General features: G+C 74.0%; 31 protein-coding genes. 12 read left to right on the top strand and 19 right to left on the bottom strand.

What is annotated here, in order from left to right:
• From Ae717Ps2_RS18345 to Ae717Ps2_RS18325, 5 genes are read right to left on the bottom strand one after another with little or no spacing between them, the layout of a single operon-like run.
• Positions 1–1,593, bottom strand: coding sequence for an AMP-binding protein (locus tag Ae717Ps2_RS18345; RefSeq protein WP_075311188.1), 1,593 nt, complete (start codon positions 1,591–1,593; stop codon positions 1–3).
• Positions 1,590–2,627 carry an acyl-CoA dehydrogenase family protein gene (locus Ae717Ps2_RS18340; RefSeq protein ID WP_075311190.1) on the bottom strand — a complete coding sequence of 346 codons (1,038 nt, stop codon included), beginning with the start codon at positions 2,625–2,627 and terminating at the stop codon, positions 1,590–1,592. Before Ae717Ps2_RS18340 ends, Ae717Ps2_RS18345 begins: the two co-directional genes overlap by 4 nt.
• Positions 2,620–3,759, bottom strand: a complete 1,140-nt coding sequence (locus Ae717Ps2_RS18335; protein WP_198932209.1) for an acyl-CoA dehydrogenase family protein — start codon at positions 3,757–3,759, stop codon at positions 2,620–2,622. The genes Ae717Ps2_RS18340 and Ae717Ps2_RS18335 overlap by 8 nt, the downstream gene beginning before the upstream one ends.
• Positions 3,760–3,761: 2 nt before the next feature.
• Complete coding sequence (locus Ae717Ps2_RS18330; RefSeq protein WP_075311194.1) at positions 3,762–4,535, bottom strand: enoyl-CoA hydratase-related protein; 774 nt, start codon at positions 4,533–4,535, stop codon at positions 3,762–3,764.
• 14 nt (positions 4,536–4,549) lie between these two features.
• Entirely contained in the window at positions 4,550–5,524 is a 975-nt protein-coding gene (locus tag Ae717Ps2_RS18325) for an LLM class flavin-dependent oxidoreductase (protein WP_075311196.1), read from the bottom strand.
• Between the two features lie 122 nt (positions 5,525–5,646).
• Here Ae717Ps2_RS18325 and Ae717Ps2_RS18320 point away from each other — a divergent pair, with 122 nt between their 5' ends.
• Positions 5,647–5,979 (top strand): Dabb family protein, encoded by a 333-nt coding sequence (locus tag Ae717Ps2_RS18320; RefSeq protein ID WP_083695133.1) that lies wholly within the window; start codon positions 5,647–5,649, stop codon positions 5,977–5,979.
• A 79-nt stretch (positions 5,980–6,058) separates the two neighbouring features.
• Here Ae717Ps2_RS18320 and Ae717Ps2_RS39195 read toward each other — a convergent pair whose 3' ends face one another.
• Both Ae717Ps2_RS39195 and Ae717Ps2_RS18310 read right to left on the bottom strand, forming a co-directional pair.
• Positions 6,059–6,346: a hypothetical protein gene (locus Ae717Ps2_RS39195; protein WP_233147618.1), complete on the bottom strand. Its 288-nt coding sequence runs from the start codon at positions 6,344–6,346 to the stop codon at positions 6,059–6,061.
• 50 nt (positions 6,347–6,396) lie between these two features.
• The gene (locus Ae717Ps2_RS18310) at positions 6,397–7,275 is read right to left on the bottom strand and encodes an SDR family NAD(P)-dependent oxidoreductase (protein ID WP_075311200.1); all 879 of its coding nucleotides are present in this window, start codon (positions 7,273–7,275) and stop codon (positions 6,397–6,399) included.
• Positions 7,276–7,322: 47 nt separating this feature from the next.
• Here Ae717Ps2_RS18310 and Ae717Ps2_RS18305 point away from each other — a divergent pair, with 47 nt between their 5' ends.
• Positions 7,323–7,928 carry a TetR/AcrR family transcriptional regulator gene (locus Ae717Ps2_RS18305; protein WP_075311202.1) on the top strand — a complete coding sequence of 202 codons (606 nt, stop codon included), beginning with the start codon at positions 7,323–7,325 and terminating at the stop codon, positions 7,926–7,928.
• Positions 7,929–7,995: 67 nt separating this feature from the next.
• Here the strand turns inward: Ae717Ps2_RS18305 and Ae717Ps2_RS18300 are convergent, their stop codons facing one another.
• A complete protein-coding gene (locus tag Ae717Ps2_RS18300; RefSeq protein ID WP_075333651.1) occupies positions 7,996–8,775 on the bottom strand; it encodes an SDR family oxidoreductase in 780 nt (259 codons plus the stop codon).
• Positions 8,776–8,832: 57 nt separating this feature from the next.
• Between Ae717Ps2_RS18300 and Ae717Ps2_RS18295 the strand changes: the two genes are divergently transcribed.
• Together Ae717Ps2_RS18295 and Ae717Ps2_RS18290 are read left to right on the top strand one after the other, a co-directional pair.
• Positions 8,833–9,318 carry a MarR family winged helix-turn-helix transcriptional regulator gene (locus tag Ae717Ps2_RS18295; RefSeq protein WP_063718602.1) on the top strand — a complete coding sequence of 162 codons (486 nt, stop codon included), beginning with the start codon at positions 8,833–8,835 and terminating at the stop codon, positions 9,316–9,318.
• 51 nt (positions 9,319–9,369) lie between these two features.
• On the top strand, positions 9,370–10,791 hold the full coding sequence (locus Ae717Ps2_RS18290) for an MmpS family transport accessory protein (protein ID WP_143510405.1): 1,422 nt from the start codon (positions 9,370–9,372) through the stop codon (positions 10,789–10,791).
• A gap of 28 nt (positions 10,792–10,819) precedes the next feature.
• Here the strand turns inward: Ae717Ps2_RS18290 and Ae717Ps2_RS18285 are convergent, their stop codons facing one another.
• From Ae717Ps2_RS18285 to Ae717Ps2_RS18275, 3 genes are all read right to left on the bottom strand, one after another.
• Positions 10,820–11,311 (bottom strand): inorganic diphosphatase, encoded by a 492-nt coding sequence (locus Ae717Ps2_RS18285; RefSeq protein WP_020622612.1) that lies wholly within the window; start codon positions 11,309–11,311, stop codon positions 10,820–10,822.
• 147 nt (positions 11,312–11,458) lie between these two features.
• Positions 11,459–11,926, bottom strand: a complete 468-nt coding sequence (locus Ae717Ps2_RS18280) for a hypothetical protein (RefSeq protein WP_075333649.1) — start codon at positions 11,924–11,926, stop codon at positions 11,459–11,461.
• Between the two features lie 10 nt (positions 11,927–11,936).
• The gene (locus Ae717Ps2_RS18275; RefSeq protein ID WP_075311208.1) at positions 11,937–12,434 is read right to left on the bottom strand and encodes a phenolic acid decarboxylase; all 498 of its coding nucleotides are present in this window, start codon (positions 12,432–12,434) and stop codon (positions 11,937–11,939) included.
• 57 nt (positions 12,435–12,491) lie between these two features.
• Between Ae717Ps2_RS18275 and Ae717Ps2_RS18270 the strand changes: the two genes are divergently transcribed.
• Entirely contained in the window at positions 12,492–12,926 is a 435-nt protein-coding gene (locus Ae717Ps2_RS18270) for a MarR family transcriptional regulator (RefSeq protein WP_170917091.1), read from the top strand.
• Positions 12,927–13,057: 131 nt separating this feature from the next.
• Positions 13,058–13,654 carry a hypothetical protein gene (locus tag Ae717Ps2_RS18265; protein ID WP_075311210.1) on the top strand — a complete coding sequence of 199 codons (597 nt, stop codon included), beginning with the start codon at positions 13,058–13,060 and terminating at the stop codon, positions 13,652–13,654.
• An 8-nt stretch (positions 13,655–13,662) separates the two neighbouring features.
• Here Ae717Ps2_RS18265 and Ae717Ps2_RS18260 read toward each other — a convergent pair whose 3' ends face one another.
• A complete protein-coding gene (locus tag Ae717Ps2_RS18260) occupies positions 13,663–15,033 on the bottom strand; it encodes an MFS transporter (RefSeq protein WP_075311212.1) in 1,371 nt (456 codons plus the stop codon).
• An 86-nt stretch (positions 15,034–15,119) separates the two neighbouring features.
• Positions 15,120–15,869 (bottom strand): DUF1275 family protein, encoded by a 750-nt coding sequence (locus tag Ae717Ps2_RS18255; RefSeq protein WP_075311214.1) that lies wholly within the window; start codon positions 15,867–15,869, stop codon positions 15,120–15,122.
• A 152-nt stretch (positions 15,870–16,021) separates the two neighbouring features.
• On the opposite strand from Ae717Ps2_RS18255, the gene Ae717Ps2_RS18250 reads away from it, so the two are divergent.
• Positions 16,022–16,864 carry an IS5 family transposase gene (locus Ae717Ps2_RS18250; RefSeq protein WP_075329730.1) on the top strand — a complete coding sequence of 281 codons (843 nt, stop codon included), beginning with the start codon at positions 16,022–16,024 and terminating at the stop codon, positions 16,862–16,864.
• 194 nt (positions 16,865–17,058) lie between these two features.
• A complete protein-coding gene (locus Ae717Ps2_RS18245) occupies positions 17,059–17,526 on the top strand; it encodes a hypothetical protein (RefSeq protein WP_020623323.1) in 468 nt (155 codons plus the stop codon).
• Between the two features lie 73 nt (positions 17,527–17,599).
• On the opposite strand, the gene Ae717Ps2_RS18240 is transcribed toward Ae717Ps2_RS18245, so the two are convergent.
• The 4 genes from Ae717Ps2_RS18240 to Ae717Ps2_RS18225 are packed head-to-tail and all read right to left on the bottom strand — an operon-like array spanning position 17,600 to position 20,010.
• A complete protein-coding gene (locus Ae717Ps2_RS18240) occupies positions 17,600–17,899 on the bottom strand; it encodes a hypothetical protein (RefSeq protein ID WP_175581828.1) in 300 nt (99 codons plus the stop codon).
• Positions 17,862–19,079: a DUF1990 family protein gene (locus Ae717Ps2_RS36215; protein WP_233147617.1), complete on the bottom strand. Its 1,218-nt coding sequence runs from the start codon at positions 19,077–19,079 to the stop codon at positions 17,862–17,864. Before Ae717Ps2_RS36215 ends, Ae717Ps2_RS18240 begins: the two co-directional genes overlap by 38 nt.
• Positions 19,076–19,258 (bottom strand): DUF4177 domain-containing protein, encoded by a 183-nt coding sequence (locus Ae717Ps2_RS18230; protein WP_075333648.1) that lies wholly within the window; start codon positions 19,256–19,258, stop codon positions 19,076–19,078. The genes Ae717Ps2_RS36215 and Ae717Ps2_RS18230 overlap by 4 nt, the downstream gene beginning before the upstream one ends.
• 26 nt (positions 19,259–19,284) lie before the next feature.
• Positions 19,285–20,010, bottom strand: a complete 726-nt coding sequence (locus Ae717Ps2_RS18225) for a MerR family transcriptional regulator (RefSeq protein ID WP_075333647.1) — start codon at positions 20,008–20,010, stop codon at positions 19,285–19,287.
• A 138-nt stretch (positions 20,011–20,148) separates the two neighbouring features.
• Here Ae717Ps2_RS18225 and Ae717Ps2_RS18220 point away from each other — a divergent pair, with 138 nt between their 5' ends.
• The 4 genes from Ae717Ps2_RS18220 to Ae717Ps2_RS18205 are packed head-to-tail and all read left to right on the top strand — an operon-like array spanning position 20,149 to position 24,561.
• Positions 20,149–20,784, top strand: coding sequence for a DUF3159 domain-containing protein (locus Ae717Ps2_RS18220; RefSeq protein WP_075333646.1), 636 nt, complete (start codon positions 20,149–20,151; stop codon positions 20,782–20,784).
• Entirely contained in the window at positions 20,781–22,076 is a 1,296-nt protein-coding gene (locus tag Ae717Ps2_RS18215) for an MFS transporter (RefSeq protein ID WP_233147616.1), read from the top strand. The genes Ae717Ps2_RS18220 and Ae717Ps2_RS18215 overlap by 4 nt, the downstream gene beginning before the upstream one ends.
• On the top strand, positions 22,073–22,672 hold the full coding sequence (locus tag Ae717Ps2_RS18210; protein ID WP_083695132.1) for a hypothetical protein: 600 nt from the start codon (positions 22,073–22,075) through the stop codon (positions 22,670–22,672). The genes Ae717Ps2_RS18215 and Ae717Ps2_RS18210 overlap by 4 nt, the downstream gene beginning before the upstream one ends.
• Positions 22,669–24,561, top strand: coding sequence for a S9 family peptidase (locus Ae717Ps2_RS18205; RefSeq protein WP_233147615.1), 1,893 nt, complete (start codon positions 22,669–22,671; stop codon positions 24,559–24,561). The genes Ae717Ps2_RS18210 and Ae717Ps2_RS18205 overlap by 4 nt, the downstream gene beginning before the upstream one ends.
• Before the next feature lie 88 nt (positions 24,562–24,649).
• Here the strand turns inward: Ae717Ps2_RS18205 and Ae717Ps2_RS18200 are convergent, their stop codons facing one another.
• Complete coding sequence (locus tag Ae717Ps2_RS18200; RefSeq protein WP_075333645.1) at positions 24,650–25,588, bottom strand: zinc-binding dehydrogenase; 939 nt, start codon at positions 25,586–25,588, stop codon at positions 24,650–24,652.
• Between the two features lie 131 nt (positions 25,589–25,719).
• A complete protein-coding gene (locus Ae717Ps2_RS18195) occupies positions 25,720–26,619 on the bottom strand; it encodes an NADP-dependent oxidoreductase (protein WP_075311222.1) in 900 nt (299 codons plus the stop codon).
• Between the last annotated feature and the right edge of the window lie 80 nt (positions 26,620–26,699).

Here is a 26,699-nt window from a genome sequence, read left to right as displayed (position 1 = left end):
TCACTTCCGTGTCGATTCGAGGGTCGTGTGCTCGCGCGCCAGCTCGCGGAGCCGGAACTTCTGGATCTTGCCGCTGGGGTTGCGGGGCAGGTCGTCGACCAGGAGCAGGCGCTCGGGGAGCTTCTGGCGGGCCATCCGCCGCGCGGTCAGCCACTCGACGAGCGCCGGCAGGGTCACCTCGCGACCGGTCTGCGCGACGACGACGGCGCAGACCCGTTCCCCGAGCACCGGGTCGGGGGAGGAGACGACGGCGACGTCGGCGACCGCGGGGTGTTCGAAGAGGTGGTCCTCGATCTCCTTGGCGCTGATGTTCTCCCCGCCGCGGATGATGATGTCCTTCTGGCGCCCGGTGATCTCGACGTAGCCGTCGTCGTCGATGTGGGCGAGGTCGCCGGTACGCAGCCAGCCGTCGTCGGTGAAGGCCGCGGCGTTGAGCGAGGCGTCGAGGTAGCCGAGGAACAGCTCGGGCCCGCGCACCTGCAGCTCACCGTCCGGGGCGAGCCGTACCTCGGTGGCGCCGATCGGCCTGCCGTCGGTCCGCGCGCGCTTGTCCACGGGATCGTCGGCGTTGCAGGCCGTGGCCGTCGGGTACTCGGTGGACCCGTAGCCCCGGCTGACGGTGCAGCCCAGCGCCGTGGTCGCGGCCCGGACCAGCTCCGGCGGGACGTCGGCGCCGCCGCACGCGAAGACGCGCAGCGAGCTCACGTCGCGTTCGGCCAGCGAGGGGTGGTGGACGAGCCCGTGCAGGAACGGCGTGGCCGCGACCGTGAACGTGCACCGGTGCTCCTCGATGAGCTCCAGACCCCGACCGGGCTCCCACACGTCGAGCAGGACGACCGCGCTGCCCAGCATGAACGGCAGCTGCAGTCCGTAGAGGACACCGATGATGTGGCCGACCGGCGAGGGCATGAAGACGACGTCGGTCGCGGAGAGCCCGAAGAAGTCGATGATGCTGCGGTTCTCGTGGTCCAGGGTGTCGTGGCTGTGCAACGCGCCCTTGGGCGCCGAGGTCGTACCGGAGGTGTAGAGCAGCAGGGCGATGTCGTCCGGGGCCCGGGGCGTCCGGACACCGTCCGCCCGGCCCTCGCCGAGGAGAGCGTCGAAGCTCAGCGTGCCGTCCCCGCCGTCCACCACGACGACGGTCTCCAGCTCGGGGACCTCGTCGCGGATCTCGTCGAGCATGGCCGGGTAGTCGAAGTCGCGGAACAGCCGCGGGACCACGGCGACCTTCGAGCCGGCCTGGCGCAGGATGAACGCCGTCTCGCGGTGTCGGTAGATCGGGATGATCGGGTTGCTGACCGCGCCGAGCCGGATCGCCCCGAGGTGCACGACGACCGCCTCGGCCCGGTTGGGGAGCAGCCAGGACACGACGTCGCCGGGGCCGACCCCGCGCCCGTGCAGCGCCGAGGCGAACCGGTTCACCGCCTCGTCGAGCGCGCGGTAGGTCCAGCGCCGCCCCCGGTCGACGACGGCGGTCGCCTCGGGGCTGCGCGCCGCGGCCGTGGCCAGGTGGCCGTCGACGAGGTTCCCCGCCCAGTGACCGGCCTCGACGTTGCGCCGGGCCTGCTCGTCGTCGGGCCTGGTCGCTCTCATGACTGCCTCTCGGGGTCCAGGAGCGCCGCGCCGACGTGGTGCCGCAGCTCGGTCTCGTCGCCGTACCAGCCGCGCAGCGCCAGGGCGCGCCGGTAGTACCAGCTGACGTCGGTCTCGGTGGTGAAGCCCATGCCGCCGTGCAGCTGGATCGCGTCCTCGCAGACCCGGACGGCGGCGTCCGCAGCGTGTGCCTTGGCCGTCGAGGCGATCAGGTCCAGCTCCGGAGGCGACGCCCCGCCGGCGTCGGCGAGGGCGGCCAGGCAGAGGTTGTGCAGGCCGGTCGACCGCGCGGACATGTCGGCGACGAGGTGCTTGACGGCCTGGAAGCCGCCGATCGGCCGGCCGAACTGCTCGCGCTGCCCGACGTGGGCCACGGTGCGGTCCAGCGCGCCGCGGGCGAGACCGCCGAGCTCGCAGGCGAGCAGCAACCGGCCCCACGACCGGATCCGGTCCCCGAGCCCGTCGTCGGTGACCAGGGTGTGGGCCACCGCGCCGTCGAAGGAGACGGACGCGAACGCGACCCCCGGATCGGCACTGGCCAGGGGCTCGACGCGCACCCCGGGAGCGTCCGGGTCGACCAGGCAGACCGTCGTACCGTCGACGACGACGAGCACCCCCGCCTGCGCGGCGAACCGGACGGCGGCGACGGACCCGACGACCTCCCGCCCGGTGACCGCGACCGACCCGAGGTCGCCCGGGACCGACGCCCCGGGGTCGACGAGCGCGGGCGGTGTCCCGTCGGCGGCCGGGACGATCTGTTCGACCAGCGCCGGCAGCAGACTGTTCTCCAGCAGCGGCCCGGGAAGCAGGTGCCGTCCGTACTCCAGGAACACATGGCCGAGAGCGGCCGGTGGTGCGCCGATCCCGCCCCGGTCCTGCGGCACGGCCAGGGAGTACCAGCCCAGTCCGGCGAGCTCGGATGCCAGGCCCGCGTCCCAGCCCCCGCCGTCCAGGAGCGCACGCCGCCGTTCACCGGTGTGGGACCGGGTGAGGTAGTCGTCCACGGCGGACGCGAAGTCGTCGTGATCAGCCACGGGGCAGCCCCAGGAGTCGTTCGGCGACGATGGTGCGCTGGATCTGGGCGGAGCCGCCGTAGATGGACGCGGCCCGCGAGTAGAGGTGCTCACGGGCCCAGCGGTCGGACCGCAGGCCGCCGGGCCGGGCGCCGGGCACCGCGCGCAGTGCGCCCAGCAGCCCCGCGATCTCGGCGAACACGGTCTGCTCGACGTCGTTGAGCACGAGCTTGTCGACGGAGTCCAGCGGTGTCGGGCCGGCGTCGGCGACGAGCCGGGCGGTGGTCTGCCGGGTCTGCGCGTCGAGGACCCGCATGGCGACCTGTGCCCGCCCGACGGCGGCCCGGGCCCGGGCCCCGGCGACACCGTGCGCGCGGAGCTCGCCGACGGCGTCCTCCAGCGCGACCTCGAGCTCCACCCGGCGGCGCAGGGTGGCCGCCCCGCGCTCGCTGCCCAGCGTGTGGGTGGCGATCGTCCAGCCGTCGTTCTCGTCCCCGAGCAGGTTCCGCCGCGGTACCCGGACCTCGTCCAGGAAGACCTCGCAGAACTCCCGGTCGCCGGTCATCTGCCGGATGGGCCGGGCGGTGATGCCGGGGCTCGTCATGTCGACGAGCAGGTAGCTGATGCCCGCCTGCTTGCGCACGGTCGGGTCGGTACGGACCAGCAGCGCACACCACTGCGCCTCGTGCGCCCAGCTGGTCCAGATCTTCTGGCCGCTGACCACGTAGTCCTCGCCGTCGGCGACCGCGCGGGTGCGCAGGGAGGCGAGGTCGGACCCGGCGTCGGGCTCGGAGAAGCCCTGGCACCAGATGTCCTCGCCGGAGAGCATGCGGGGCAGCAGCTCGCGACGCTGCCGGTCGGTGCCGTAGCGGTCGATGGACGGCCCGACGACCTCCAGACCGATCAGGCCGACGGGCTGGGGGGCACGGGCCCGCACGAGCTCCTCGACGAACACCAGCTGGTGGGCGTGGGTGAGCCCGCCACCGCCCGCCTCCCGCGACCAGGCGAGGCCCAGCCAGCCGGCGTCGGACAGGGTCTTCTGCCAGCGGCTCAGCACCGCGAACCGGGCGTCGGGGTCCGACGGGACCTCGGGGGCCCCGGTCGCGGCGAGCCAGGCCCGGGCCCGGGCCCGGAAGTCCTCCAGGGATTCCACGGTCACCGTCCCGTGTAGACCGGTTCGCGGCGTTCGAGGAACGCGTTCACGGCCTCCTTGGAGTCCTCGTAGCCGGACAGCTCACGGGTCCGGTCCTGCTCGAACTCGTAGCCGGACCTGAGGTCGCGGTACTCGATGCCGTTGAGGCTGCGCTTGGCCAGCCGCAGCGTGACGGGGCTGTGCCGGGCGATGGATCGCGCCAGCTCCCGGGCCTTCGCGAGGAGCTGCTCCTCCGGGACGATCTCGACGATGCCGCCGTAGGGCAGCAGCGTCTCGGCGGGGTAGAGGTCGCCGGTGTAGTGCATCAGCCGGACCACGCCCTGCGGCACGAGCCGGGACAGGTGCTTCGCGCCGCCCAGCACCCCGACGGTGACCTCGGGGGTGGCGAACCGGGCACCCTCCGCCGCGACGACGAGGTCGCACGATGCCGCGATCGCCAGACCCGTCCCCACGGCGGCCCCGTGGACCGCCGCGATCACCGGGTAGGCGGAGTCGTAGATCGCCCAGAACGCCTCCCGGGCCTGCTCGAGCTGCTCCGGGGCGTTGTCGGGGTCCAGGGTCCGGAACGCGTCGAGGTCGTTGCCCGCGCAGAAGTGCTTCCCCCGCCCGGCGAGCACGACGACGCGTGCTTCGGGGAGGTGACGCTCGACGTCGCCGAAGAACGCGCGGATCTCACGGTAGAACTGCTGGTCGACCGCGTTCACCGGCGGGCGGTCGAGCCACACGGTGGCCACCGGGCCCTCGGTCTCCCACTTCAGGAACTGCAGATCGCTCACGGGGTGTCCTCTCCTCAACGGTGGTAGGCGGCGGCGAACGCCTCGAGCTCGCGCGGGACGTCGCTGCCCGCGGGCTGGAAGTGGAGCCAGTCGCAGCCGGCCTTCTCCAGCTCGGCGAACCGGTCCCGCCACTGGTCACGGGTCAGCGCGAGCCCGGCCGCGGTGATCACCTCGCCGGTCACGAAAGGCCGGTCGATCTCGTTGACCCCGACCACGTGCCGGTCGTGCAGGGCGATGTGACGGACGCCCTCGGGGATGTGGTCGTAGGCCGCGGCCCACGCGTGGCCGCTCTCGCCGAGCAGCTCGTCGATCACCCCGTGCTCGACGGCCCAGTGCAGGAACAGCCCCGCGCCGTGGCCCGCGGCGTCGATCACGCGCTCGGAGCCCGGGTCCTCGCCCTCGTCGAGCACGGTGCCGATGAGCATCATCATCTGCGGCCCGAAGCCCGGCTCGGGCGCGGTGATCCGGAACAGCTCCGCGCCCAGGGACCGGGCGACCCCCGTGCCCTTCGGGCCTTCGCCCGCGACCCCCCAGGGGACCGAGATCGGCAGGGCCGGGCCGAAGCGGGCGTCGGGCTGGATGAGCTGCATGGTCGCGCCCTCCCACTCCACCTGCTCGCCGCGCAGCAGGGCCCGCACGACCTCGGTGTAGTGCTCGACCCGCGCCCACGGCACCGGTGGTCTGCCCATGGCGAGGCGGCCGGTGAAACCGCTCCCGATCCCGATGAGGACGCGGTCCGGCCCGGCCGTGTGCACCAGCGTGGTGATCGCCGAGGCGGTGACCATCGGGTGGCGCAGACTCGGGATCAGCACCCCCGGCCCCAGCACGATCCGGTCGGTCCGCTCCGCGGCCTGGTTCAGCACCATCCAGACGTCCGGGTACAGCGCGGGCGAGTCGTAGCACAGCGCCCTCTCGTAGCCGAGCTCCTCCGCGATGCGGATGTGCTCCGGAGTCTCCAGCGACGTGGCGAACGAGCATCCCAGCTTCATTGTCGGGTCTCCCGGTCGAAGGGGTCGGGAGTCGGAAGTTAGGGCCGATGGACATAGCTTGTCAATCAGCGATAACTGGATAGCATGGGCGAACAGATCGATCAGCAGTCGTCGATGCGCGAATGTCCATCACTGCTCACTGGGTCGACATGGAGGTCGAGATGCTGGTGCACTGTCTGACGCTCACGTTCACGGAGTCCGCGACCACGGCCGACGTCGAGGCGTTCCGGGACGCGATCGCGCGGCTGCCCGGCCAGGTCGGCGTCCCCCTGCGCACCCGGCAGGGTTCCGACCTCGGTGAGCGTCCGACGAACGCCGACTACGCGGTCGTCTCCGAGTTCGCGAGCGTCGAGGACTTCCGGACCTACCTCGCCCACCCGGCCCATCTCGCGGTGCCCCGGGACCACGTCCGGTCCGTGCACAGCGTCCAGTTCCACGTCGTCGAACCGGACTGAGCCTCGGTGGCCCGGGCTCCGGTGCTGACCCGTCGTTGCGCGCACCGGGCGCCGTCGGGCCCGTGGCGTGGCGGGCCGGTCAGCTGCGCGGGTCGCGTTCGGCCCGCTCGCGACGGAGCCGGTCGAGGTCGTCGGTGGCCAGCGCGTTCCAGAACCGCAGGGCCGCGTGCTCCATCTCCAGCCCCAGTTCGATGGTGATCATGCGCGGCTCGGCCCACTCCTCCCGGCCGTGCCCGAGCTGACCTCGGCGGGCCCGGACGAGCACGGGTACCGGATCGGCGCGGTGGTGCGGCAGCGCGCGGTCGAGCACGATCCGGCGGCCCGGGAGGCCCCGCTGATCGGGATGGCCCTGCCGTTCGTCGGGCATCGCGAGCTGCGCAGTGCGGGCCGGGACGGCATGAGGCCGGTCCCGGTGGGTCAGGTCGTGGCGGCCGGAGCCGGCCAGACGAAGCGGTCGTCCGCGGCGTAGTCCTCGCACCGGGCCTGCAGCGCTGCGGTGACCTGGTCGGGGGCGTCCGCCCCGACCAGGAGCCGGAACGGGCCGTCGGGTGCGTGGACGTGCTGGCGCAGGGCCTCGACCGCCTCCGCCACGGGCGCACCGAGCGGGCCTTCGGTCCGCCACGGCACCTCGGCCGTGCCGAACAGCTCGCGCCGCAGGTCGTCGTAGTCCGCCGACGGGCTCGCGAAGTGCATCCCCGAGCCCGCCCAGTCCGTGTCGAACCCGCCGAGCTGGGCCACGGTGACGCGGACGCCGAAGCGCGAAACCTCACCGGCGAGCGCCTGGGAGAAGCCCTCCAACCCCCACTTGCCCGCGTTGTAGAGACCGAGGGTGGGCATGGCGCCGACCGCGCCGGTCGTGGAGATCTGGACGATGTGCCCGGCGCCCCGGGCGCGCAGATGGGGGAGCACCGCCTGCGCGACCCACAGCGGGCCGAGCAGGTTCGTGTCCACGATGCCGCGCGCCTCGGTCTCGTCGACCTCCTCGATCGCGCCGACGAGGCCGTACCCGGCGTTGTTGACCACGATGTCGAGCCGGCCGAAACGCGCAATGCCGGAGGCGACCGCGGCTCGGACCGCGTCCCGCTCGCGGACGTCGGCGACCGCCACGTGCAGCGTCGACGGGAACTCCCGGTCCAGGTCGGCGAGTGCGTCGGCGCGGCGGACGGTGGCCACCACCCGTTCCCCGGCGTCGAGCGCGGCCCGGGTCAGCGCCCGGCCGAGGCCGCGGCCGGCGCCGGTCACGAACCAGACAGGTCGTTCGGTCACGGGGCTCTCCTCGGCGGGGCGGGCGCTCATGCCCACAACGATACGGAACGTTCCGTATCGATTGCTATCGTGGCCGGGTGGACGACGACAGCCGTGACCGCCCGTCGGCACCGGTCGGTCGCTCCGAACGGGCACGGACGGCCGCGCTCTCCGCGGCGCTGGCCCTGGCGACGGAGCTGCCGTATCCGCAGGTGACGATGGAGGCGATCGCCGCGCGTGCCGGTGTCGGCAAGGCGACCCTCTACCGGCGGTGGCCGCACCGGGGTGCCCTGCTGGTCGACGCCGTGGCCCACCGCAACGCGGCGGCCGCCGCCGGCGGCGGGATACCGGACACCGGTGACCTGGTCGCCGACCTGACCGCGGTGCTGCGGTCGGTCGTCGACGAGCTCGCGGACCCCGGATGGGACGCGCTCCTGCGGGCGCTGTGCGTCGAGGCGCTCGTCGACACCGGCATCGGGGCGCAGGTGCTGGAACAGGTCTTCGCCCCGCAGATCGCCCTGTTCGCCGACCGGTTCGCGACGGCGAGGGCCGCCGGTCAGATCGACGGCTCCGTGGGCGACGTCGAGGCGTTCGAGCTGGTCGTCGCGCCGGTCTTCCACCGGTGGCAGCTGCGGACCGGGGTGCTCGACCACGCCTACGGCGACGCCGTCGTGCGGCGCGCGTGCCGGGCGCTCGCGCCCTGAGCGCCCGGATGCGCCCCGCCGCGCGGGCGACCGGTCGACTCCGGTGCCTCGGTGACCGTGGAGCCGATCAGTGCCGCGACGCCGGAGCGAACCCGGGAACGCCCGCCCGCGCGGCCGACCCGAGGAACGCCCGGCGTTCCGCATCGATCCGTGCGGTGATGCCGGGCTCGGCGGTCGGGCCGAACCCGACCTCCGGCCGGGACCCGTCCAGCAGGGGGAACACGGCGTCACAGAACTCGTCCGGGTCGGCGCCGTGGGCCGCGCCCGGTCCGGCGAGGCCCGTCGCCACGGCGGGCGGGATCAGCTCGACGACCTGGCAGCGGGTTCCGTCCAGCGCCTCCCGGAGGGTCACGGTGTAGCTGTGCACCGCCGCCTTCGCCGCGCTGTAGACGGGGGCGAACGTCTGCGGGACGAAGGCGCCACCCGAGCTGACGTTGACCACGAGAGCGGGCCCGCCCCGGTCCAGCATCATCGGGACGAGCAGCCGGGACAGGTGCAGCGGAGCGGACAGGAGCACGTCGATCTCGTTCTGGACCTCCGACCACGGGGCGTCGTCCGCGGCGATCCCCACCCGCCGTTGGATACCCGCGTTGTTGACCAGGACGTCGAGCGCGGGCAGTACCCGGCGGACGTGCTCGGCCAGCCGTTCACGCTCCGTGGGATCGGCCAGGTCACCGGCGAAGGTCTCGACACCCGGTTCGCCGGCGGCGACCGCGGCGAGCCGCCCGGCGTCCCGCCCGGTGACCAGGACCCGGTGTCCCGCTCGCCGGTAACGCCTCGCGAGCCCGAGACCTATGCCCGCGCTGCCTCCGGTGATCAGGACCGAGCGTGTGTCAGGTGTTGTCATGTAAATAATGGTGGACCTGCTGGGTTTACATGACAACCGGCCGGTAGGATGATCTGCATGACACCGCCGCTGGACGAGGCCGAGACCGCCCGGTGGGTCGCGTGGAAGCGCGCGAACGATGCCGTGAACGCTGCGGTCGCCACCGCGATCGGCGACGCGTCGGGGCTGTCGGTCGCGGACTTCTCGGTGCTGTCGCGGGTCGTCGAGCACGGGGGCGGACGGATGGCCCAGCAGGAGCTCGGGGACATGCTCGGATGGCAGCGGGCGCGGCTGTCGCGCCACCTGGGACGGATGGCCGAACGGGGGCTGGTCGACCGCGACACCGACGCCGACCGGCGGCGTCGGGTCGTCGTCACCGAATCGGGCCTGCGCTCGCTGCGGGCAGCCCGGCCCGCGCACGCCGACGCCGTCCGCCGGGTCTTGCTCGCCCCCACCTCCAGCCCGAGGGGCGACGAGTTCTGGGCCACGCTCGTCCGGCTCGCCGACCGGGAGGACCCCCGCGGTGGTGGGGCCGAACGGGGTGATGGCGACCGCGGTCCGTAACCGGTGCGCCTCCGATTCGTTGAATCGGGACGGCTACCGCAGGGGGGCGTCGTGTCAGGACCGAGATGGGACCCGGACTCGGGTCGCTGGGTGCTCGGGGACGAGTCGTCCCCGGTGGCCCGCCGCGGACGACGCCGGTCGGTCGAGGTGATGGACCGGTCGGGCGGCGATGTGGAGCGCCCGGCCCGTGATCTCTCGCCCGAGGACCTCGTCGCCGGGATCGTCTTCCCGCCCGCAGGGGAACCCGGGGGTCGATCGGTCGGGACGCGGGGTCGTCCCGGGTCGATGACGGAGCGTGACGATCTCGCCCGGCGAGGAGCGGGCCGGATCGACCACGGCTCCCGGCGCGGGCGTCGCCGTGCACCGGAGAGCGCCGGACCGGGCGCGCCCTCGTCCGACCGGACTCCCGGGGGATCACCGACCGAGGAGCCCTACCCCGAGGACCCGTACCCCGAGGACCCGTACGCCGAAGGAGCGCGTCAGAGCGCGACGGTGCGGCCCCGGCCGCACCCAGTGCGCCGGCCGCCGGCGGTCGTGTCCCCGCCCGGGCACGACCACAGTGGTCGTCCCCGCCACGGCGGCCGCCGGCGGGCCGAGGACCGCGACGGGAGTCGGTACGGCCTCGGCGGGTTCGCGACCGCCGGCCCCGGGGACGACCCGGACCCGTGGGACGGTCCGGAGACCGGACCGGTGCCCGACCTCCGTGCCGCCCGCCCCCGACGCGTCGACCGGGCCCCGGAGACGGCGTGGGACGCGCGCGGACTGCCGCTCGTCGAGGCCCGGCCGGCCGACCCGCACGACCTCGGGTACGACCCGCGCGACCTCGACCTCGACCTCGACCTCGACACCGACCTCGACCGTGGCGCCGACCTCGACACCGACGCCGACGACATCGGGGTGGAGCCCGACGACCGCCCGGAGGACCCGCCGCGGCGCGGACGCCGACGGGCGGTGCGGGCGGAGCCCCGTCGACGCCGACGGCCGTGGGTCGTCGGCGTCGCCGCGGCGGCTGCCGCGGCCGTGCCGATCGGGTTCGCCGTGTTCGGCGGCACCGGGGACCAGACCCCGGCCGCGTGGCGGGAGGGGTCGGTCGCGTTCGGGGCGTCGACCGGCGGCGGCCAGCCCGGCGTCGTCCCGGCCGCCGACACCCCGGAGGCGGACACCGCGCCCCACGGCGCGCCGGCTCCCGACGCCGCCGGGGGCGCGCCGGGTGAGGTCACCTTCGAGGTGAACGGCTCCGGCACGTCACGGATGATCACCTTCGGCGGTGGGTCGTCGGTCGGCCAGGCCTCCGAGGTCCCGCTGCCCTGGCGGCGGGCCGTCACGGCCTCGGACGAGCCCGCCGAGTACTCGGTGATCGCCTCCGGCGGGGACGGCGAGATCTCGTGCCGGATCCTCGTCGACGGTGCCGTCATCTCCGAGGAGACGGCCGGGAGCGGTTACTCCGCGGTGTCCTGCGTCGCCCGGCACTGACCGGCGACCCCGGCGGGTGGTGCCGCGGTCAGTGTCCGGCCTCCCGGAACCGCTTCCGTGACTCCTCCAGCTCGGCCTCGGCCGCCGCCCGGTTCGCCCAGTCGGCGCCCTCCACACTCTTGCCCGGCTCCAGGTCCTTGTAGATCTCGAAGAAGTGCTGGATCTCCCGGCGGTGGAACTCGGGCAGGTGGTGGATGTCGCGCAGGTTCTCCAGCCGCGGGTCGTGGGCCGGGACGCAGAGGAGCTTGTCGTCGCCACCCGCCTCGTCGGTCATCCGGAACATGCCGATGGTGCGCACGAGCACGAGGACGCCGGGGAACAACGGCTCGCCGGTGGTGACGAGGAGTGCGTCGAGGGGGTCGCCGTCCTCCCCGAGCGTCTCCTCGACGAAGCCGTAGTCGCCCGGGTACTGGGTGGCGGTGAACAGGGTGCGGTCGAGCCGGATGCGCCCGGACTCGTGGTCCACCTCGTACTTGTTGCGGCTGCCCTTCGGCACCTCGACCAGCATGTCGAACTCCACGGGCTCCTCCGACGCGTTGGCGTCAGGACAAGGGCATACACGCTCGCCCGTCGGGGCGCACCCCGCGGAGGGGCGGGGACCGCGTGGCGCGCTCGGCGGTGCCCGTCGGCGGCGGGCGGTGCCCGCCCGGCACGGCCGCGCTCAGGGTCATCGGCCGTCGGTGACCCCGTCGGCCCAGCCGGCCCAGCCGGAGAAGTCCAGGGTCCCGGCTCGGTCGAGCCGATCGGCGAACGCGAACAGCGCCGGTGCCGCGGTCGGGTGGACGTCGAGGGCCTCACGCAGCTGCGCGCCGACGCAGGGCAGGTCGGTGAACACCGTCAGCCCCCACACCGTGCAGGCCTGGCCACCGGGTGCGCGGACGAGCGGTCCGAGCGCCCGGACCGCGGCGAGCAGCTCGGCGAGCAGCTCGTGGTGCGCCGGGTCGGTCGCGGCGGTGGCCACCGCACCGCCCGCGGCCCAGGCCAGGCCCTCGACCTCGTCGTCGGCGCGGTCGTCGACCCAGGCCGCCCGCAGCGGCCCGGCGAACCGGGTGACGGCGTCGGCGACGGTGGCCCGGCCGGCCAGCAGGTCCTCGACGAGGGCGCGGTAGGTGGCCTCGGCCTCGGCGAACTCCACGGAGCGCAGGCTAGTTCCTCCGGTCGGCGAAGCCGGCGGGCAGCTCTTCCGGGCCGACGGCGATGACCGACTCGTCGTCGACGCCGACGTGCTCGAACAGCGTGATCTCGGCGAACTCCGGGATCGTCTCGATGGGGTAGGTCGGCCCGGCGTCGCGCAGCTCGCGCATGCGGTCGAGGTGCGCGTTCTGGAAGCAGACGGTCTCCCTGCCGTCGTCGGCGACCCAGCGCGGGAAGAAGATGGTGCCGTGCAGACGCCGGCGGACCGGCATCACGCAGACGACGACCGAGGTGCCGGTCGGCTCGTTCCAGGACACCTTGTAGACGCCCTCGTCGAGCCGGACCAGGTCCACCTCCTGGTCCTTCACCCAGCGCCCGCCGACGTGGCCGCTGTGGATCCGGTAGTCGATGGTGTGGTCGTTCTTCACGTACATCTCGTACTGCCAGCCGTTCTCGTAGGTGTAGATGAACCGGTGGCCGACGACGGCGGTCAGATCGTTCTCGTCCATGTAGATAGTTTTGCTTCAAAACTGTTTTGTGGCAATGCGACGTGCGACACTGTGCCGGTGACGACGACCGCCGCGCTGCTCGTCCGTGAGCTCGGTCCGCTGCGGCGGACCCTGCTGCGCCGCGCCAGGACCGCCGCCGACCTGCCGGATCTCTCCGAAGCGCAGATCGAGCTGCTCCGCACGCTGGCCGCGGCCGGGCCGCTCGCCCCGAGCGAGCTGGCTGCGAGGCTGCGTCTGGCCCGCTCCACCGTCAGCAACCTGTTGCGCACGCTCACCGCCGACGAGTTCGTGCAGCGACGCGACGGCGCCGACCGGCGCACCGTGCTCGTCGCCGTCGCGCCGCGGGCGACCGAGGCACTGGGTCGCTACGACGCGGCGGCCGAGACCCTGCTCGGTGTGGCGCTGGACCGGCTCGCCCCGGCCGACCGCGCGGCGCTCGCCGTCGCCGCCCCGGTGCTGGCCCGGCTCACCGCGGCCCTCGACGCGGGCTGACGCGGCACTGTTGTCCGGACCTCGCCTCCTCCCTGCGGTGGAGGCGCGAATCGTCCTGTGGACCGATTCGCCGGAGCGCGCCGACGGGCAGGCTCGGAGACGTCCCCGAGCCACCTGCGAAAGGCCCCACGATGACGACCGAGTGCCCGGCCATGGTCCGCCTGAGCGACGCCATCGGCCGCACGGTCGCGGCCGGTACCGCCCGCGCCACCCTGCTGATGGACCTGTCGGGGACCCGCGCCATGGGGGAGGCGCTCCCGCGACGACGGCGCCCGCTGCCGGCCCTGGCCCGGGCCGTCCTGCGCCGGGTGCCCCGGCAGGTGGTGACCCGCGGCGTCCTCGACCTCGCCCGGCGCCGCGCCATGGCCGGCCACGACCACATCGCGTTCCTGCAGATCGATGACCAGGTCTGGAGCGGACGGCCGGGGCGCAGGCTCGACACGCTGGGCCTCACCGACCCCGGCCGGATCGTCACCCCGCTCGCGGCCTTCGACCGGCTCGCCGAGGTCACCGAGGCCGTCGACCACGGCGTCGTCCCCGACCGCGGCGAGCGGTGGCGACGGCTGACCGTCACCACCGCCGACGGCGAGCCGGGCGAGGTGTGGCTCGACGGCGCCCACGTGCGCCGGATCCGGCTCCCCGAGCAGCGGCAGGACTCGACCACGGTGACCCTCGACGCGTTCGGCACCGACGTCGACGACCGCGACTGGACCCGGCTGCCCGGCTGAGCTCCCGGTCAGCCGGCGGCCGCGGTCATCCGCTCGTTGTCCCGGCGCACCGAGCGCGCCGCGAGGAACAGCCCCACCGACGCGATCGCCATCGACAGCGGCACGATCACCGCGAGGGCCTGTCGCAGCCCGCTCGCCGCGGCCTCGGCCGCGCTCGCGCCCGCGGCCAGCGCGTCCGCGGCGAACGCGTCCGACAGCGCGCCGGCGATCACCGGCCCGACGGCGCCGCCGAGCAGGTAGAAAGCGGCGAAGAACACCGCCGTCGCCGTGGACCGCAGCCGTGGCCCGACGACGTCGGCGACGGCCGGGTAGGCCGAGGTGTAGTAGAGGTACTGCAACAGCCACCCGGCGCCGAACAGCACGACGAACGTGCCCGTCGCCTCCGGCCCCACGGACAGCGCGAACCAGGTCAGCGGGACCGACACCAGCGTCGCCACCGCACCGACCAGCACCCGAGCACCCGTCGAACGGCGGGCGGCCCGGTCGGAGACCCAGCCGCCGACGAGCAGCCCGACCAGCCCCGTCACGCCGACGACGACACCGGTCAGCACCGCCGCCCCGGTCAGGGACGCCCCGAAGTAGCGCTGGAACAGCGGCACGGTGAAGGTGTTGACCGAGTACGAGGCGAGGTTCGCGCCGATCCCGGCGATGATCAGGAACCACATGGTCGGGACGGCAAGGACCCGGCGGAACGGCCGGTCGACCGGCGTCGGCGGCGGCGTGGAGGCCGACGCCGACGCGGCCGCGGTCCTCGACGCCGGTTCGGACGCGCCGCGGCGGGGCTCGCGCACCAGGAAGAACCCGGCCGCGATCAGCAGCCCCGGGATCGCGGCCAGCACGAACGGCGCCCGCCACGTCCCGAACGCCTCGGCGATCGCGCCGACCGAGAAGTAGGCGAGGACGAGCCCGACCGGCAGCCCGAGCTGGAACAGCCCGAACGCCCGCGCCCGCTTCCCCGCCGGGTAGAGGTCGGCGATCGTCGAGTTCGCGGCGGGCGCGTAGCTGGCCTCACCGACACCGACGCCGACGCGCATCAGCAGCAGGGAGACGTAGTTCCAGGCCGCGCCGCTCGCGGCGGTCAGCAGGCTCCACGCCACGATGCCCCAGCCCATGATCCGGGCCCGCGAGCGGTGGTCGGCGAGCCGCCCGAGGGGGAGCCCGCAGACCGCGTAGACGACGGTGAACGCCGCCGCCAGGACGCCGATCTGCAGGTCGGAGAGCCCGAACTCCAGTTTGATCGGCTCGGCGACGATCGCCGGGACGGCCCGGTCGTAGAAGTTGAACGTGTTGGCGGCGAACAGCAGCGCCAGCACCCGGCCGGCGTTGGGGGCCTGTGCGCCCTGCTCGGTGGGCAGGAATCGTGCGCGTTCGGTCGTCATGTGGCCCCCGGTCCTCGGCGCGGCTGCGCCGTTGCGGCCACCCGGGACAGACTGCCCGACGGGGACGATTGCGTCACCGTCCACGTTCACGCCCTGCCCGTGGCCACCATCGACCGGGCACGGTCCGCGGGGCGGTCGTCCGGGCGCAGCCCGACCGGTCGCCGGGAGCGCGCCGCGGCCGCGGCGAGTGCCGTCGCGGCCGCGACCAGGGTCACCGGCACCGCGACGACCCCGACCGGGAGGACCCGGTGCAGCGAGCCCGTCGCCGCGACGGCGACGACGAAGACCGCGATGCGGGCGCCGGCGCCGGGGTTCCAGCTGCGCCCGGCCGGGTCGACCATGCCCGACACCCAGTTCGTGACGACCCCGGTGAAGTAGTTGGTGGGGGTGCCGGCCGGGCCGACCCGGCGCAGCGCCGCCCCCTGCAGGCCCATGGCCAGGGTCGCCGTCCCGATCATCGGCTCGACGGGGAAGGTGTGTCCGGGCCCGCCGAGCAGCCACGCGAGGCCGAACGCGGACAGGACCGCGAGCTCCAGGCCGAGCGTGACACCGACGGCGCCCCGGGCCGGCAGCCTCCGCTCGGCCAGACCGGCCGTCACGGTGCCGGCGACCACGCCCAGCACGTAGCCGCCCAGCGCCCAGGCCGCGGGAGCGAGCGCCGGGGCCGACCCCAGCCCGCGGCCGATCGCCACGAAGCTGCCGGTCATGGCGCTGACGACCACGTCGTGGAACGCCGTGAACGAGGCCCCGTCCAGGGCGCCTGCCGCCGCGGCCAGCAGCAGCGGTACCGCTGCGAAGATCCGTGCCGTCCGGGAGTCATGATCTGTTGAGAGCACGGCGGCAGCATTCGGCCGTTCGGCCTAACGCGACGCTAAGAGGTCGCGCGGATTGATCACAGCTGGGTCGCGGCCGGGTGTCGATGGTGAGGGGCGGGCACGGGCCTGTCGATCATGAAGTTGTTGACTCTTCGTGATCGTCTGGAGGCCGCGTGCCCGCCCTGCCATCATGGTTGACCGAGCCGTTGTGGGACCAGTTCGCCGCGCTGCTGCCGCCCCGGGTCGAGTTCGATCCCACTCATCCGTGGGGCTGTCACCGCCGCCGGATCGCGGATCGGGTCGTGTTCGACAAGCTCCTGCAGGTGCTGCGGTTCGGCTGCCCGTATCAGGGCGTCTCCGACAGCACCTGCTCGGCGACCACCATCCGCGATCGCCGTGACGAGTGGATCCGGCTCGGGGTCTTCGCCCAGCTACGCCGGATCGCCCTGGACGCCTACGACCGCATCGTCGGCCTGTTGCTTGACGACGTTGCCGTCGACGGCGCCATCACCAAGGCCCCCGGCGGCGGTGAGGTCGCCGGACCGTCACCGGTTGACCGGCGTAAACAGGGCATGAAGCGATCGGTGCTCGTCGAGGGCCATGGCATCCCACTGGGCCGGGTCCTGGCCGGGGCACACCGCCACGACTCCCCGCTACTGGGCCCCACTCTCGACCACCTCGACGCTCTCGGCCCGCTGCCCGACGACATCACCGTGCACCTCGACGCCGGCTATGACTCCGGTAAGACCCGCGACACACTCACCGAACGGGGCCTGCACAGCGAGATCGCGCGCAAGGGCGAGAAAGCACCGATCCAGGCCACCCAACGCTGGCACATCGAGCGCACCAACGCCTGGCACAACAGCTTCAACCGGCTGCAGCGCTGCTACGAACGCCGCGAAACCGTCGTCGACGCGTTCTTCGACCTCGCCGACACCATCATCACACTCCGTAGCCTGATCCGGCAGGCCTGGACCACGCACCGCTGGGACAGCCGACCACACCGCCGCCCATGATCATCCATCAATCCGCGCGACCTCTAAGTGGTGGGCAATGGTCAGCTCACCTCCGACCCGGTGAGCCTCGTGGGTCGCAGACCTGACAGAACGCTGACGGGACCGCATGGGATGCGTGCCGCTGACAGCCTGGCCGAGTCCCCGCCCACCCGGCCTGCGCGGTGTGCCGAGGACCCGGATGGTTCGATCACCCCATGCTGCGTGCCGAGCGGACGAGCGTATGGCGCCGCGACTACGAGTTCACACAGGACGGTGCGCCAGTCAGCACCTTCAGCTCGCACTGGTGGCGCTCCGGCGGGCAGATCCAGGTCGAGGGCCGCGAGTACCGGATCGTATCGACCGTCTGGGGCAGGACCTACACGATGACCGACTCCGCGGGGAACGTCGTCGCCACGGCGGAGCGGGCTGGTCGCAAGCACTGGACCGTCACCGCCGACGGCCGGTCCTACCGCTTCCGCCGGGCCTCGGTGTGGAGCTCCGAGCAGCACCTCGTCGAGGGCGACAGGACCGTCGGGACGATCCGGAAGTCGAGCTGGTGGCGAGGCGGGGCCGAGGCGACCTTGCCGGGCCTGAGCCTGCCGGCGCAGCTGTTCGTCGTCGCGGTCGTGCTCTCGGTGTGGGAGCAGCAGAACGCGGCCGCAGCGTCGAGTGGGGGAGGCTGAACCGGTGGGCGAGTGTTCGGACGGATCTGTCCCCGGCCGGCGGCGCCGCGTCCGGCACGATGCCCGATCCGGGTCAGGACGCCACGACGCTCGCCGCCCGGAACGTCTCACCCGGCATGGCGCGGCGCACCTTCCAGGTGATCGCGATCGGCTTGCGGCCCTCGTGGGACACGTAGGTGCAGGCGCCTAGGCACAGGAACGGTGCGCCGGGGCCGATGTCGTCGCCGGGGGAGTCCCGGACGAACAGCACCACGTGGCTGCCCTGGTCGGCGTGGCCGAGGTAGCGGCGCCCCGTCCCCTCTCCGGAGAGGCCGTGTCCCGCCGGGCCCCGCGGCTCACGACCGCGGGCCACCCCGCGGCGGCCAGGACGCACGCCAGGTCCGCACCCGCACCCCGTCGGGGACGCGGCCGCCCGACAGGTCCCCGGCGCGCAGGCAGAAGTGCGTCCACATGTGCAACTGGATCTCCTTGCCGATCCGCAGCACGTCGAACGCCAGCGCCGCCGCCCGGTCCCCGGGCCGCGACCAGGTCTCGATGCGGAACCCGATTCCCCGGTCGTCGTCGCTCGCGGAGAACTCGATCTGCCCGGCCTCCAGATGACCGGCCAGTGTCGCGAACCGGAACGACGTCGCGTCGCGGTGCACCACCCGGACCGGCCCGTTCCACGGTGCCGGCATGAGCACCACGTACTCGTCACCCACGACGAGCTCACCGAGCAGCCCGCGCGTCTTGCGGAAGGTGACGACCTCGGACGGGGCGAGGCGGTCGAGGTCGGCGCACACCCGCTCCATCAGGGCGGCCGCGTCGAGACCGCTGTCGCGCACGTCGACGGTGAAGACGCGGTGCAGCAGCGGTCCGGACCCCTCCTCGACCGCCTTCACGTGCGCGTCGACCAGCTCCTCCGGTAGCGCCGGCGGCAGGTCGGAGGCATCGCCGACCGCCTCGGCGCGGTCGATGTGCGGCAGGCGGCGCAGGTAGCGCGTGGCGGTGAGGGCGAGTCCCGCGGGATAGCGCAACACCGCTCCGGCGCGGCGCACCGGGCCCGGCTGGGGCGTCGGTTCCGTGCGCCGTGCCGTGGTCAGCCGGGTCCGTTCCGCGTAGCGCTCCACCGCCGCCACCAGCCGTTCCGGGTCGGCGACGGTCACGGTGATCCCGGGGTGTCGCAGCGCGCCGAACGGGTCGAGTGCCGGGACGGGGCGGTGGAACCGGATGCACACACCCCGCTCGGTGGCGCTGTCGAACGTCACGCCCCGGTCGGCGAGCGACAGCCGAGCGCCGAGCGCCTTCACCGCGCGGAACGGGCCGGTGAGCTGGGCACCCGCCAGGTTCCGGACCGGTGTGGCGAGCGAGAAGAACCCGAAGCGGACCCGCAGGCCGTCGTCGTCGAGGTCGACGTGGGCGTCGGACTGATCGCCCACCCCGAACGGCAGCAGCGCCGCGCCGAAGCGCGGATCGAGGTCGAACGGGTGGCGTCGCGGCGACGCGTCGGAGTCGGGCACGCCCGCGGGTACCCGCTGCGCGCCGATCGACGCGGCGCGGCCCGTCCGGGTCACCCCCGTGCCCGCTTGAGGATCACCCCGATCTCGATGGTCTGCCCCGCTCCGACCGCGGGCACGATCGTCACGACCGTCTCCCATCCCTGGGAGCCGAGCTCGTTGAGCTCCTGCTCCATGCCGGGATAGTCGAAGCCCTTCCAGCCGAGCTTGTACTTCAGCACCTTGTGTTCGAACATCGGACGTCCTCTCCGTGAACGGGTGGTCAGTCGGTGGCCCGCAGCAGTGCCGAGAGGCGGACGAGGACGTCCACCTGGGCCGGGTTGTAGAGCTCCCGCATCGCCGCGCTCGTCGTCTCCGCGAGGACCCGCGCGCCGCGCGGGGCGTCGTCGTCCGGGCCGGCCAGGTCCGGATGGGCCTCCTGGATTCGCCGCACGTACGGCGCCATCCGTTCGGCGAGGTCGGCGCGGGCTTCGGTGTCGGCGTCGGCGGGCAGGTGGTCGAACTCGCCGTCGGTCGGGTCGGCCGGCAGGTCACGCAGCAGCTCGCCGTAGGCGGTCAGCTTGCGCGGCCCCATGAACCGGCTCATGAGCAGCACCACCGACCGGTCGGACTCGGTCAGCGCGGCCGCCTGCGCCGGCGCCATGGCCACCGGCAGGTCCGCCGGAGCCCGGCGGTCGATGATGGTGGCGAGCTCGAGGCGGGCCCGCTGCAGCCGTTCGATCGTGGCCGCGAGCTCGGCGTCGAGCGTGCGCAGTGCCTGCTCGGGGTGGTCGCCCTCGTCGAGGGTGTCCGCGATCTGCGGCAGCGAGAACCCGAGATCGGCCAGCCGCTTGATGCGCAGCAGCCGCACGAGGTGCTCGACCCCGTACTGCTTGTAGCCGTTGGATCGTCGCTCGGGCTCGGCCAGCAGCCCCACCTGGTGGTAGTGCCGCACCGCCCGCAGGCTCGTGCCGGCCAGCTCGGCGACCTCCCGGGTGCTCCACGTCATGGGAGGAGCCCACACCGTGCCGTCGCGGCATGGTCAAGCCAGCAGTGACCTGGACCACACACCAGGGCCTTCGGCTTGAGTGTGCCGCAGCGGCACGGACTTCCCTCGTCGCAGCACACCACGACGAGGGAGGACGGCATGACCATGACCGAGCCGCAGCAGGACGAGACCCGCGACCGCGCCACCCCGAGCCTGCTCGACCAGATGGGCGGGACCGCGGGGTTCGTCTACTCGACGATCCCGGTGATCGTGTTCGTGACGGCGAACGCCTTCCTGTCCCTGCCTCTGACCATCGGCATCGCCGTCGCGACCGGTCTGGCCCTGTTCGGGTACCGGCTGCTGCAGGGAGAGAGGTTCAGCTCGGCGGTCGGCAGCCTGCTGGGCGTCGCGCTGGCGGCCGGGGTCGTCGCCTGGACCGGGTCGGCGCGCGACTTCTTCGCGATCGGCATCTGGGCCGCGCTGGCCGGGTTCGTCGTCACCGCCGGCTCGCTGCTGGTCCGCAGGCCGCTCACCGGCGTGATCTGGAACGCGATGCACGGCGGTAGGCACCCCTGGCGCTCGACGCCCGCGGTCCTGCGCGCCCACGACCTCGCCACGGCAGCCGCCGCGCTGGTGTTCGGCGCGCGGTTCGGGATCCAGCAGTGGCTCTACGTCGCCGAGTCCACCGGCGGGCTGGGCATCGCCCGGGTCGCCATGGGCACCCCGCTGACCGTGCTGGCCGCGCTGGTGGTCGTCTGGGCGTTCCGCCGCAGCACGAAGGCCCTCGTCCGGTGAGGGCGCTGCGACGCAGCCCGGCACTGTGGCTCACCGCCTACGGGCTGACCCTGCTCGGTGGCGGGATCATGGCGGCGGTCCTGCCGCTGCTGGTCCTGCAGCGCACCGGGGACGTGCTGGCCGCGGGCGTGCTGGCGACGGTGACGACGACGGCGTCCGCGCTGACCGGGCTGCTGTCGGGTCTGGTGGTCGACCGGGTCGACCGCAGGCTGGTCACCGTCGTCGCCGGGGTGCTCGGGGCCGCGGTGGTCGCGGCGCTGCCGGTCGTCGACGCGTTGTGGGGGCTGGGCATGACCGCCTTCCTGGTGCTCGGTGTGCTGGGTGCGGTCGTGCGGGTGCCCGCGATGACCGCGCAGGAGGTCCTGCTCCCGGCACTGGTCCGGCTCGACCCGCGCCCGGGCCGTCTCGACCGGCTCGTCGCGCTGCGGGAGAACCTGGCCAACGTCCTGCTGCTGGCCGGTCCGGCCGTCGGCGGCCTGCTGGTCGCGTTCGCCGGCCCGGCGTCGACGGTGCTCGTGGTGACCGCGGCGACGAGCCTGCTCGCGGCGCTGACCGCGGCACTGCTCGACCCACGGGCCGGTCGGGTCGAAGGGGTGCTGCGCACCGCTCCGGGGGGTGCGGTGCGCAGGGCCGTGCGGGATCTCGCGGAGTCGTGGGTGTTCCTGGCCGGGCAACGGCTGGTGCTCGGGGCGACGCTGGTGTCGGCGGTGCTGGTCGCGGTCATCGCGGCCCTGCAGACGACGCTGATGCCGGCCTACTTCACGGCTCTGGAGCTGCCCGCGCTCGCCGGGCTGACGCTCAGCGCACTCGCCGCGGGCGGCCTGGCCGGCTCCGTGCTGTACGCGGCGCTGGTGAACCGGGTGCGGCGCCGGACCTGGTTCGTGTTCGGGATGCTCGGCTTCGGAGCCGGCTTCGCGCTGGTCGGGAGCCTCGCCTCGCCGTGGCTCGTGCTCGGTGCCGCCGCGCTCGTCGGATTCACCAACGCCCCGGTCGGCGCGGTGCTCGGGGTGCTCACGATCGAGGCCACCCCGGACGCCCTGCGTGGCCGGGTCCTGGGCGCGCAGAACACCCTGCTGCTCGCCGCGCCGGCACTGACCGCGGCGCCGGTCGCGGCGCTGGCCTCGACCTCCGGCCTCGGCGGGGCCGGGATCGCACTCGCCGCGGTCGCGGTCGGCACCGCGCTCGTCGCGCTGGTGACGCCCGCGTTCCGTGACCTCGGTGAGCCCGGAGAACCCGGCGAGCCGGGTGCGGCCGACGCCCTCGCCCCGCCGGTGACGGCAGGTGTCCGGTGAGCCGGCGGCTGCGGCCGCTGCGTCGCCACGAGATCCTGCACCGTTCGCTGTACGCGACCCAGCTCCCCGAGACCGGCGGCCCCGGTGCGCAGTGGACCGTCGAGGTCGACATGTCCCGCGACTGGGATGCCCGCCTCTACCGCGACGGAGAGGAGGTCGGGCGGGCCGGGATGCCGGCGTCGCTGCCGGTGCCGGGCGGCCGGATCGAGGTCGACGCCGGCCTCTACGGCATCACCCGGATGCACCTGGTCACCGACGACGGCGGGGAGCGGCGGCTGCCCCCGGTGCCCGGGACGCTCGAGCACCGCCGCGCGCAGCTCGCCCGTCGCTCGCCCGCCGTGAGCCGCACGATCGCGGCGGTCGCCGTCGCCGTACTGCTGGTCAACCTCGTCCTGGCCGTCCCGGTGGCGCTGGAGCTGCTCACCGGCATCGACGCCGTCGCCGCCAGGTTCGGGACCTACACCTCGCCGATCACCCTTCCCGGCTGGCTGAACACGGGCCTCTTGGTCGCCGGTGTCGTCGCCGCGGCCGAGCGCGCGCTGACCTGGCGCCGCCACCGCGTCGTCGACGCCGAGACGATCTGGACCGCGTTGTGACCGCCGACCCGACCCTGGAGACCACCATGGCCCTGCCCGACCGGATCCCCGCCCGTGACCTGCTGCGGATGCCCGACCGCACCGCCGCGACCCTCTCCCCGGACGGCACCCGCATCGCCTTCCTGGCCCCGTGGAAGGGGCGCCTGAACGTGTGGGTGTCCGACGTGGACGGTGCTGGCGAGCGATGCGTCACCGCCGACGAGACCCGCACCGTGCTGCGCTACTTCTGGACCGACGACCCCCGTTACCTGCTCTACCTGCAGGACACCGGTGGTGACGAGAACTGGCACGTGTTCCGTGTCGACCTGACCGCGCCGGACGCGCCCGCGGTCGACCTCACGCCGTTCGAGGGCGCGACGGCGTTCGGTGTCGAGCAGCGCCCGGAACGCCCCGGGAAGCTGCTGTTGCAGAGCAACGCCCGCAACCCCGTCGAGTTCGACCTGTGCGAGCTCGACGTCGCGACCGGGGAGCTGACGGTGCTCGCGCAGAGTCCGGGCGGCGGGGACGGCTGGACCCTCGTCGGCGACGAGCTGCTGCGCGAGACCCTCACCGCGGACGGCGTCGGACGGGTGTGGCGCGGCGACGACCTGGTCGCGACCTTCGACGGCGACGCCCACCCGCTCGGCGTGTACCCCTACGAACCGACCCCGGACGGCACCGGCATCTGGGTCGGCACCTACGGCGACGGCGACCGCCTGCACCTCGGCCGGCTCGACACCGCCACCGGTGAGGTCACCGTGGTCGACCGGCACCCCGAGCACGACATCGACATCCGTGCCCAGATCTTCCCCAGCCTGCCGTCGGCGCTGATCCGCCACCGCGGCACCGGTGAGCTGCTCGGCGTCCGCTACCTCGGTGGGCGGCAGGAGATCCGGGCCTTCGACCCGGACTTCGCCGAGGTGCTCGCCGCGTTGCGCGACCTGTGCGACGGCGACCTGAGCGCGGTCTCCGGCGACGTCGAGGGCCGTCGGTGGGTGGCGACGTTCGTCCACGACCGCGACCCGCAGACCTGGTTCCACGACCGCGCCACGGGGGAGTCGCGGCTGCTGTTCCGCCAGCGCGCCGACCTCGACCCGGGGCAGCTCGCGCCGGTGGAGCCGGTCACGATCACCGCCCGCGACGGCCGGGAGATGCTCGCCTACCTGACGCTGCCGGTCGGTGTGGCGCCCGAGCGGCTGCCACTGGTGCTGATGCCGCACGGCGGACCGTGGGCGCGGGACTGGTGGGGCTTCGACCCGAGTGTGCAGCTGTGGGCCAACCGCGGCTACGCGGTGCTGCAGCCGCAGTTCCGGGGGTCCTACGGGTTCGGCCGCGCCCACATGGAGGCCGCGGTCGGGGAGTTCGCCGGCGCCATGCACGACGACCTGATCGACGCCGTCGACTGGGCCGTCGCCCGCGGGTACGCCGACCCGGACCGGGTCGCGATGTTCGGCGGCTCCTACGGCGGCTACGCCACCCTGGTCGGGATCGCGTTCACCCCGGACCGCTTCGCCGCGGCGGTGGAGTACGTCGGCATCTCCAACCTGGCGAACTTCCTGCGCACCGTCCCGGAGTTCACCCGCCCCGGCCTGGTCAACAACTGGTTCCGCTACGTCGGCGACCCGGCCGACCCCGCCCAGGAGGCGGACATGCTGGCCCGCTCACCGATCACCCGGGTCGACGACGTCCGCACCCCGCTGATGGTGGTGCAGGGCGCCAACGACGTCCGCGTGGTGCGCGCCGAGTCCGACAACCTCGTGGCGGCGCTGCGTGGGCGCGGGGTGGACGTGGAGTACCTGGTGTTCGACGACGAGGGCCACGCCATCGTCAACCCGGAGAACCTGGTGACGATGTTCGAGACGGCCGACCGGTTCCTTGCCACCCACCTGGGAGCCGACCGGGAGCGGTGAGCCGGTCTCCCGGACGTCCGCATCGCCCGAGCCGGACCCGACCCGTCCGCTCGGGGTGGTCGTCCCGCGGGCTCGGTGTGGTGGGCCCTCAGGGACGGAGCAGGGCTTTGCCTGCGATCTCGCGGTTCTCCAGGGCGGTGTGGGCGTCGGCGGCCTTGTCGAGGGCGAACTCCCTGCCCACCACCGGGTGCAGGTGCCCGGCGGCGGCCTCGGCGAGGACGCGTTCCTGGCGGGCGCGGCGGCCGTCGGCGAAGTCGGCGAGCTGTGCCACGCCGCGGACCTCCACGCCGGGGGCGGAGCGGGTGACGGGCGTCCCGCCCGCGTTGCCGTAGCCGGAGTACCGGCCGCCCTCGGCGACCAGCCCGAACGCCTCGGCGCCCAGGGTTCCGCCGACACCGTCGACCACCACGTCGATCTGGCCGACCCGGCGCCGGAGCGCGTCCGCCCAGCCGGGCTCGCCGTAGTCGACCGCCAGGTCTGCCCCGAGGGAGCGGACCAGGCCGAGCTTGGGTCCGCGCGCGGCCCCGATCACCCGCGCCCCCGCCCGGCGCGCGAGCTGCACGAGAACCGAACCGGCCCCGCCCGCCGCGGGCAGGACCAGCACCGTCTCGCCCGGGCGCACCCCCACCGCCTCGACGAGTGCGAGTGCCGTGCCGCCGTCGTGCAGGAGGGCCATCGCGTCGGCGAGGTCGAGCCCGTCGGGCACCGGGACCAGCGACGGGACCGGCGCCGCGACCTCCGCGGCGTAGGTGTCCGGCCCGTCGACGAGCACCCGTCGCCCGACCCACGAGGGCGCTACCCCGGGCCCGACCGCCAGGACCCGGCCCGCGGCGCCGCGGCCGGGGACGTAGGGCGGGGTGGTGCCGAATGCCGGCGCGGCGCCCCGCCGGATCAGGGTGTCCAGGAACAACACCCCGGCCACCTCGACCCCCACCAGCACCTCGCCCGGCCCCGGCACCGGCGTCGGCAGCTCCACGGGACGCAGCACCGACGGTCCACCGAATTCGTCCACCCTGATCGCACGCATGCGAGCAGGGTCCGACCTCAACTCGACGTCACGTCAAGGTCCTCCCCGTGCGGTGCCACCGTGACGGTCGTCCCGGCCGGGGTGTCGGGATGGATCACGGCGTGGTCGCCGTTCCCGAGCACCTCCACTCCCTAGGGGATGAGGACGACCTTGCCGGTGACGTGGCCGTCCTCGACGAGCGCCAGCGCGGCCCCGGCCTCGTCCAGCGGGCGGACCTCGCGCACCATCGTGTCGAGCTCGTTCTCGGCGACGAGCCGGGCCAGCGCGTCGAGCACGGCGGTGCTGCGGTCGCGGGTGACGTCGCGCCCGCCCAGCTGCGCGACCAGCGGCTTGTCCGCGATCGAGTACAGCGTCGCGGGTGGGACGAGCCCGGCCACCGCACGCAGCGCGTCGCCGCCGACGAGGTCCAGGGCGCCGTCGATCCCGCCCGGTGCTGCCGCGCGGATCCGGTCGGCGACGCCGTCGCCGTAGGCCACCGGTACGGCGCCGAACCCGGCGAGCAGGGCGTGCTTGCCGGGGCTCGCCGTGCCGACGACGGTCAGACCGCGGCGGCGGGCCAGCTGCACCAGCGGCAGACCGACCCCGCCGCCCGCCCCGTTGACCAGCAGCGTCGCCCCGGCGGGGAGGTCGAGGTTGGTGAGGGTGTCCCAGGCGGTGCCCGCGGCGACCGGCAGCACCGCCGCCTGTTCGGGGGAGACCCCGGGTGGGCGGTGCGCGGCGAAGCCGGCGATGACCCGCGCCCGCGGCGCCCACCCGCCCTGCATGTCCGGGCAGCCGCCGAACACCTCGTCGCCGGGGGCGAACCCGGTGACGCCGTCGCCGACCTCCAGCACGGTCCCGGCGACCTCGCGGCCGAGCACCGCGGGCCCGGCGACGCCGTAGTCACCGTCGCGCATCCGCCAGTCGCCCGGGTTGACCCCGGCCGCCCGGACCCGCACGAGCAGCTCACCCGGCCCGGGTCGCGGCTCCTCGACCTCGACGAACGCCTGCTGCTCCGGGCCACCCGCCGCCACGAACCCGTACCCGCGCACCCGCCACCTCCGTGATCGTTCCTTGGGGGCCCACGCTACGTCCGGCGGGCCCGGGCTGTGCGAAGATCACGATCCGGTAT

Source organism: Pseudonocardia sp. Ae717_Ps2, from assembly GCF_001932475.1.
In the GTDB taxonomy this organism is placed as follows: domain Bacteria; phylum Actinomycetota; class Actinomycetes; order Mycobacteriales; family Pseudonocardiaceae; genus Pseudonocardia.
Note: the sequence above shows the minus strand (reverse complement) of the source record. Positions and strands in the feature narration are given on the sequence as shown.